The organism is Rhodococcus sp. no. 34 (genome assembly GCF_054589475.1).
On record NZ_BAAILK010000049.1, the window covers coordinates 265,821 to 272,764 of the forward strand.

Annotated in this window: 8 protein-coding genes and 1 tRNA gene; 2 read left to right on the forward strand and 7 right to left on the reverse strand. The window is 60.7% G+C overall.

The genetic code is table 11. From position 1 onward, the window contains the following. Window position 1: 1 nt before the first annotated feature. From ACYP01_RS30000 to ACYP01_RS30030, 7 genes are all read right to left on the reverse strand, one after another. Window positions 2–988, reverse strand: coding sequence for a DUF1839 family protein (locus ACYP01_RS30000; protein ID WP_003946304.1), 987 nt, complete (start codon window positions 986–988; stop codon window positions 2–4). Beyond that, window positions 988–1,944 carry an amino acid--[acyl-carrier-protein] ligase gene (locus tag ACYP01_RS30005; RefSeq protein ID WP_459683693.1) on the reverse strand — a complete coding sequence of 319 codons (957 nt, stop codon included), beginning with the start codon at window positions 1,942–1,944 and terminating at the stop codon, window positions 988–990. Before ACYP01_RS30005 ends, ACYP01_RS30000 begins: the two co-directional genes overlap by 1 nt. Then, a complete protein-coding gene (locus tag ACYP01_RS30010) occupies window positions 1,941–3,131 on the reverse strand; it encodes an acyl-CoA dehydrogenase family protein (RefSeq protein WP_459683695.1) in 1,191 nt (396 codons plus the stop codon). The genes ACYP01_RS30005 and ACYP01_RS30010 overlap by 4 nt, the downstream gene beginning before the upstream one ends. Beyond that, a complete protein-coding gene (locus ACYP01_RS30015; RefSeq protein ID WP_003946296.1) occupies window positions 3,128–3,370 on the reverse strand; it encodes an acyl carrier protein in 243 nt (80 codons plus the stop codon). The genes ACYP01_RS30010 and ACYP01_RS30015 overlap by 4 nt, the downstream gene beginning before the upstream one ends. Then, the gene (locus ACYP01_RS30020; protein ID WP_459683698.1) at window positions 3,363–3,809 is read right to left on the reverse strand and encodes a holo-ACP synthase; all 447 of its coding nucleotides are present in this window, start codon (window positions 3,807–3,809) and stop codon (window positions 3,363–3,365) included. The genes ACYP01_RS30015 and ACYP01_RS30020 overlap by 8 nt, the downstream gene beginning before the upstream one ends. A 286-nt stretch (window positions 3,810–4,095) precedes the next feature. Continuing rightward, on the reverse strand, window positions 4,096–4,737 hold the full coding sequence (locus tag ACYP01_RS30025; protein ID WP_003946317.1) for a ScbR family autoregulator-binding transcription factor: 642 nt from the start codon (window positions 4,735–4,737) through the stop codon (window positions 4,096–4,098). A 189-nt stretch (window positions 4,738–4,926) separates the two neighbouring features. Next, window positions 4,927–5,580 (reverse strand): TetR/AcrR family transcriptional regulator, encoded by a 654-nt coding sequence (locus ACYP01_RS30030; protein ID WP_003946303.1) that lies wholly within the window; start codon window positions 5,578–5,580, stop codon window positions 4,927–4,929. Between the two features lie 154 nt (window positions 5,581–5,734). On the opposite strand from ACYP01_RS30030, the gene ACYP01_RS30035 reads away from it, so the two are divergent. Beyond that, a tRNA-Gln gene (locus ACYP01_RS30035) sits at window positions 5,735–5,805 on the forward strand. Window positions 5,806–5,893: 88 nt separating this feature from the next. Continuing rightward, the coding region (gene glmU / locus ACYP01_RS30040) for a bifunctional UDP-N-acetylglucosamine diphosphorylase/glucosamine-1-phosphate N-acetyltransferase GlmU (RefSeq protein ID WP_459683701.1) at window positions 5,894–6,944 on the forward strand (1,051 nt) is incomplete at its 3' end.

The following is a 6,944-nucleotide window of genomic DNA, read 5'->3' on the forward strand; positions in this document are numbered from 1 at the left end:
GTCAGACCAACCTCAGGTGTCGATGCGAGTCGACGCCGACTGTGTCGGCAACGATTTCCATCGCCCTCTTCCACGACACGGCCATCTCGTCGAGTTGCTCACGCGGGTCCACCGCGCGGCCCCTGGATGCACGCGCCATCTGAAACTGCACGCTCTTTGCACCGGATGCCACTTTGCGGAAATCTGGCGCAGCTTCGCCTGTCCCGGAGAAACCTGCAGTGTCCAAGAACTCGCTGGCGTCGGCAGCCAGCTCCGCGCTGGCCCCGCACTGACGAAGTAGCCCGAAGGACCAGAGGTGAAAGGCATCCATACCCGCCCCCTGCACCCATTCGAGGTCGTCGATCACCTTGCGTCCCAGCTCTCGCACGGGATTACCCACCGCTCGAACCGCTACATTCCGCCGAGCCACTTCGGCGATGTTTCCGGCGTTGGTCGCGTGAACCGGATTCAACCTGATCTGTTCGACGTAGGGCACGAACGAAGGAAGCGAGGAACGATCGAGATCGAAGACGCCGGAGAAATCGTCGCCTCGCAGCAAGTAGTACCCGCTGTTGTGAAAGTACTCGAGCTCGCCGGCAACGCGATCGATCCGATTGGGCACGATCGTGGTCTTGGTGTGCCCCTCGTGATAGCTCGTTCCAAGAGTGTCGGGAAGCCAGTATCCGTCCACTTCAACCGTCGACAGCATTCCAACCGCGAGGTTGTCCTCGACATGGATCAGCGGTGCCCGCCAGACGTTCATCTCTGCGACTTCGATTCCGTACAGCGCGTAGATGTCCTCGGCCTTGAGCTTGAGAAACGTCCACTGAGTCCCGTCGAACCGCGATGAGAAGGCACATGCCAATGCCGGGACGGGGTCCAATCCCAGCGAATGCAAAACTTCGATCCACAGATCCGTATAGCAGTTGGTCTGCGCCCACACGCGATCGTCCTGGTGCAACGAATGGGGCCGGTAGCGATCAGGTGAAATGTCGATCAGCCGTGACATCAGATGCCCATTCGTTCACGAACGGAGGTTGGCCATACAGCCACGTCAAGACCATGAGTCCGCAACAAGGACAACGCGATTCGCTCCATCCCGAAGCCGACGCACGAGCTGTGTGCCACCTCCCCCTCCGCCGTTCGGATGTCGAAGTTGACACCGAAATGGTCGAGATGGTTGTTCGAGGACACGATCGCCGTGCCCTCGTCGAGATCTCCGTAGAGCCGAACCGTCAGTTCCGTCTTGAGATTCTCTTCACGCTGGTTGGCTGCAAGCATCTTTCCGGCGCGCCCGAAGAAAGGATCATTGGCGATCACCGGGGTAGCGTCGAGTTCGAGCCGGCCGAGCACCTCGAGCCCCCGCTCGATCCAGTGCTCGCGATGCGCTCGCGCTGCCGCGGCGTCACCGATCGTCACGAACTCGTGCATCCGAAACGCTTGCATGCGAGCCGGATCGATCGCCGGTTCGTGCCGGAAGCAAAAACCGTAGATGTCCAACAGCACCCCGCCTTCGGGAAGAACTCCGGTGTACCGCGCATAGGCAGGATGGCACGCTGCGGACACGAGCATGGTCTCGGTCGGCTCGAGGTGGCGATCCCACGATTGTCCGTCGGCGCGATCGGCCAGCAGTCGCGCGTGATCGCGATTGGAACCAGCGAAGGTGTTGATGGCGCCGGTGAGGTTGGGAAACGAAGCGATGTAGTCGGTGCGCTCGAAACTGCTACGCGGGAACACCGGCGGGAACCGCAGCCGAGTCGCGGCGTCGCCTGGCCCCGCTGCAACCACCACTCGGTCGATACCGTCGACGATGTCCTCGAATACGCCGGAACGCCCGTAGAGTCCCGGCACCTCCGTCTCGACGAGAAGTCCTTCGACGAGCAGTTCACGTTGAAATGCAGCCCGAGCCCGATCCAGATCGGTCTCGCCTGTCACAGTCTCGGTCGTCACATTCTCGGTCGTCATAGCGTTCCCCGGTATCCGATAGCCATGTGCGCTGAACCTGCCATGATTCGATCGTTGTTCACCATCACCGCTGCGCCGTGCGCGTCACGAAGGTGCCGACCGAGCGAAAATTCGGTGTCCTCGCGATATCCCGAGATGCCACAGATCAACATTGTCTGCCCCACGATTTCCACGACCGCTGTGGAGGCTGTGACTTTCAGGTTGTTCATCGCGAGCGAAAATCCCACCGCTCCTGTCGCCTCAAAATCGGCAGCGCCTTCCTCCGCGTGGACTGCGCGGTCGTACCTGCGTGCAGAGGCGCCGACGAGATCGGCGAATTGTTGTGCCGAAGCGGCAACTTCGGCGAGCCGCAGCGCTCCGGGGGAAGTGACTCCGGGCTGCTTGCGAGCGGCGGCACGCACGTACTTGCGTGCCTTCTCGACTGCAGCGTCGGCAATTCCCAACCACACCGAGCTCCAGACGACGTGCGAGACCGGAAGCATCGTATGGGTGGAGATATCGGAATACGGTACGTCGGCGACCATCTCGGGCGTCGAGGTGGCCCGAAGGATGTAACCAAGACTGCAAGTTCCCCTCAGCCCCAGCGTGTTCCACTCGGTGGTGCGTTCGAGCGTCAGGTCTGGGGTACGACACACCACGAGAACCTGATCGTTCGGCTGACTCTCCGGGGTTCGCCGAGCCGTCACGACTATCGCGTCGGAGTGTTCACCGTACGAAATGACAGGCGCGTTCTTGATCAACAGCAGATGACCGCCCAAGTCTTCCACCGCGCAGTAACTCCGGCTGACGTCACCACCGATTCCCAGCTCAGTGGTTGCCGATGCCAACAGCAATTGCTTGTCGACCGTTTCTTCGACAAACTCGCGTAGTGCTTCGGTGTTGCCGTGCTTGACCAACGAGTATATCTGCGTCTGATGCATCGCGAAAATCATTCCGCTTGCTGCACAGCGTGTTCCGATCACACGGGCGATCTGCGACACTTCCTGCAGCGAGAGCCCTTCGCCGCCTAGTTCCCTCGGCACAGCTACGGACAGCAGCCGTTCGCTTCGCATGGCGTCGACAGCTTCACGCGGAAACCTTGCTTCTGCATCGACTTCGTCGGCCCACACCGCTGCAACTTCGTCGGCCAACCGTGCGGCCCGTTCGAGGGCCGTCCCGGTGGTGCACTGCGATTGCGGAGCGTTCATGCAGCACCCAACTCCGTCAACGCACCCTCGATCGCCTTGACGCTTGCGAAAGTACTCTTCCGCAACAACTCGTCAGGGAACTCGATGTCGAACGAATCCTCCAGCGCCAACATGACATTCACGCTCGCGTGCGACGTCAAACCCAACTCGTAAAGATCGGCCTCTCCGTCGATCGTGCTCACGTCGACTGCCAGCCGACCGTGCTCGACGAGCACTTTCCGAATTGCCTGATCAATCATCAGCGATGTCGTCCTTCTTTTCGATGCGAGCGCCCGAGCGTGTTGCGATCACCATTGCGATGGCCACGTCCGCTTCGTGCGAGATAGATACTTGAAAATCGTGCAGATCCTGGGCCCGCGCGAGTTCCGCGGCATTACCGGACAGCGTCACCCCACAGCCACCCCACTCGGCCCGAGTGATTTCGACGGAACTCCACGGAATGGGAACGTCACCAGGCCGCAGTACCTTCACCACAGCCTCTTTGGCGGCGAAACGTGCAGCCAATCGTTGATCCCGCGCCGGCCCGGCGCACGTCTGCAATTCGTGCGGGGTGAAGGTCCGATCGAGATACCTCCGCCCGAAGAGCTCGATACTTCGAGTGACATCCACGACGTTCACTACGTCACAGCCGATCCGCGGGCCGATGTCGAGCATCGGCGTCGGCGCAGTGTCACCCATCTGTTGACTCCCCATCTGGGGTCGTACACGCCGGGCAGCCCCCTATGCTGCCCGGTGCGCCGACGCCGTCACCCTGCCCTGACAAACCTTCATTCTCAGCAATTCTTCAGCTACCGATAGAACATACCGCAATCCGAAGATTGACGGCAAGATCGGACTTCCAGATTCCCATCAACACTATAAACATACTCTTAGTTTGTTTCGAATGCAGAACAAAGAGAACAATGTCCCTACCAGGACATTTGCAGCAAATTGACCAAAGGAGCAGTGCGGAGAGCCAGTGATTTCAGTGATCACTGGCAAGGCGACGGGCCGCGAATTGCCTGAAGTACTCCACTTTCGATTCCGGGACCACGATCGGAAGTATCAGGTTCCACGATGCCTTCATGGAGTCCGAAAGCTCACGAACGGTCCCGGTCGCGGCTGCCATCAGCCGAACTCCCGACGCAACTTCCAACAGGAAACGAGCAATGTCAGCAGAATCCGCGTCCGAACGCAGATCACCTTCGTCGGCGGCACGGCTGGCAAGTTCACGGTAAATGTCGAGCCACACGTCCAGAGTCGCCGGCCCGGAGCCCCGGTAGTCCCCGATCTCGACCAACAAGCGGAACGTCGCTCTAACCATGGCGTCATGCGCACCGATGTCGACGATGACCGACGAAATACCGATCAGTGACTCGAGTGCGGGAGTTCGACGGTCCAACCAGAGCTCACATTTTGCGTCGAAACGTGCCGAACCCTCGTCTATCACCGCCCGCGCGAGTTCTTCCTTGGACCCGAAATGGAAGTACAGGGCGCCTTTCGTCACCTGCGACTCGGCGATGATCTCGCTCAAGCTGGCATTGGCATAGCCCAGGCGCAAGAACACACCCGCTGCTCCGCGCAGCACCGAATCACGGGTGGCTTCTGCCCGCTCTTGCCTCACCATCGATCCGGCCTCCAATCACCACACATCGAACGAATTCTTGGTCTTACCCGTTCACAGCGTCAAAATGGATGGCACGGTTCGGCATTCAACCCACCCTGCAAACAAATGAGACATTTGCCCATCAAACGATCGTGATACAGCGAACACAGCTTAGACCGCGATCCATCTCTGCGCGGCAGGCGCGCCTGGTTAACCCTCCAATTGTGGATCGGCTTCCAGATTCGTCAGCCCATTCCAACACAAATTCACGAGGTGAGCGGCGACAACTTCCTTCGACGGAGTCCGTTCGTCGAGCCACCAAGTAGCCGTAGTGGACACCATGCCGACAAGCGCCTGTGCGTACATCGTTGCTAGTCCGGGGTCGAAACCGCGTCTGGAGAAGTCCCCCGCCAACAGGTAGCCCACCTGACTGATCGCGTCGTTGAGGAGGCTCGAATATGTCCCACTGGGCGCGACAACGGACGAATCGCGCACGAGTATCCGAAATCCGTCGGTGTGCTCTTCCACGTAGGTGAGCAAAGCCAACGCAACCCGCTCGACTCGAACTCTCGAGCGATTTTGTGAGAGCGAAGACGTGATCATCTCGAGGAGTCGCGACATCTCCCGGTCCACTACGACGGCGTACAGCCCCTCCTTGCCGCCGAAGTGCTCGTACACGACAGGCTTGGACACGTTCGCGCGCTGGGCGATCTCCTCGATCGAGGTCGCTTCGTATCCCCGTTCGGCGAACAATGCCCGCCCGATCTCGATCAGCTGTTGCCGACGTTGGGTGCCGGTCATCCGGATCCGTGTCACTCGTTCGGGAACTGGATCCCCGCCACCCGAACCGGACACCGTCGCCATTGTCTTCCTCTCGCCGACACACAAATCACTGCTGTGGACGCTCAGCCTATCGGGACTTCAGGGGCCCGATCGGAGGAGCGGTTCGACCTACGGCGGGTCGGCATGCGATTATTCTTTCGCGCGTTCGGCCGCAAGGCTCGGCAATGCGTGGCAATCCGCCGTGGTGTAATGGCAGCACCTCTGATTTTGGTTCAGATAGTTCAGGTTCGAGTCCTGGCGGCGGAGCTGGTGAACAACATGCTTTCCCCAGCGGAATGTATGTCTTGATCGACAGTTTGATCGACAGTTTGATCGACAGAGGGAGCTCAAACCAGTGCAGACCGCCGTGATCGTTCTCGCAGCGGGTGCCGGTACACGAATGAAGTCGAAGACTCCCAAGGTCCTCCACACTCTCGCCGGACGCAGCATGCTGGCACATTCGCTTCACGCGGCAACCTCACTGAATCCCACGCACCTGGTGACCGTCGTCGGTCACGATCGTGAGCGTGTCACCGAAGCCGTGAACGCAGTCGCCGGGGAACTGGACCGTTCCGTCACCGTCGCTGTTCAGGACGAGCAGAAGGGCACCGGGCACGCTGTCAGTTGTGGGCTCGAGGGGTTGCCGGCCGACTTCTCCGGGACCGTACTCGTCACAGCCGCCGACGTGCCTCTGCTCGACGGAAAGACCATCGCAGACCTCCTCGCCCAGCACACGGCTGCTCCCGCGGCCGCGGTGACGGTGTTGACGTCGACGGCCGTCGACCCCACCGGCTACGGGCGAATCCTTCGTACGACGGACGGCGAGGTGAACGCCATAGTCGAGGAGAAGGAAGCCACCGATTCGCAGCGCTCGATCACCGAGGTCAATTCAGGGGTCTACGCCTTCGACTTCGAAACTCTGCGCGACGCGCTGGCCTCCCTCGACTCCAACAACGCACAACACGAGTTCTATCTCACCGATGTGATCATGATCGCCCGTCGCGCGGGCAAGCGTGTTCGTGCTCAGCACATCGCGGATTCGGTTCTCGTCGCGGGCGCCAACGATCGCGTGCAGCTCTCGACGCTCGCCCGCGAGATGAACCGTCGGATCCTCGAGAAGTGGATGCGTGCCGGCGTCACCGTCGTCGATCCTGCGAGCACATGGATAGATTGCGACGTGCACGTCGCACAGGACGTGACGCTCCTGCCCGGAGTTCAGTTGACCGGCACAACCTCGGTGGGCGAAGACGCCGTGATCGGCCCGGATACCACCTTGGACAACGTGAGAGTCGGCGAGCGCGCAGTAGTCGTCCGCTCGCACGGGACCGACTCCGTTGTCGGCGCGGACGCGGCTGTGGGCCCCTTCGCCTATCTCCGGCCTGGTACCCGCCTCGGGGCACACGGCA

What these genes read in the sequence shown, in the direction of transcription:
- ACYP01_RS30030 (WP_003946303.1), bottom strand. Translation starts at nt 5,580, where the DNA reads ATGGCGACGGTGTCCGGTTCGGGTGGCGGGGATCCAGTTCCCGAACGA.
- ACYP01_RS30010 (WP_459683695.1), bottom strand. Translation starts at nt 3,131, where the DNA reads ATGAACGCTCCGCAATCGCAGTGCACCACCGGGACGGCCCTCGAACGG.
- ACYP01_RS30005 (WP_459683693.1), bottom strand. Translation starts at nt 1,944, where the DNA reads ATGACGACCGAGAATGTGACGACCGAGACTGTGACAGGCGAGACCGAT.
- ACYP01_RS30025 (WP_003946317.1), bottom strand. Translation starts at nt 4,737, where the DNA reads ATGGTGAGGCAAGAGCGGGCAGAAGCCACCCGTGATTCGGTGCTGCGC.
- ACYP01_RS30020 (WP_459683698.1), bottom strand. Translation starts at nt 3,809, where the DNA reads ATGGGTGACACTGCGCCGACGCCGATGCTCGACATCGGCCCGCGGATC.
- ACYP01_RS30000 (WP_003946304.1), bottom strand. Translation starts at nt 988, where the DNA reads ATGTCACGGCTGATCGACATTTCACCTGATCGCTACCGGCCCCATTCG.
- ACYP01_RS30015 (WP_003946296.1), bottom strand. Translation starts at nt 3,370, where the DNA reads ATGATTGATCAGGCAATTCGGAAAGTGCTCGTCGAGCACGGTCGGCTG.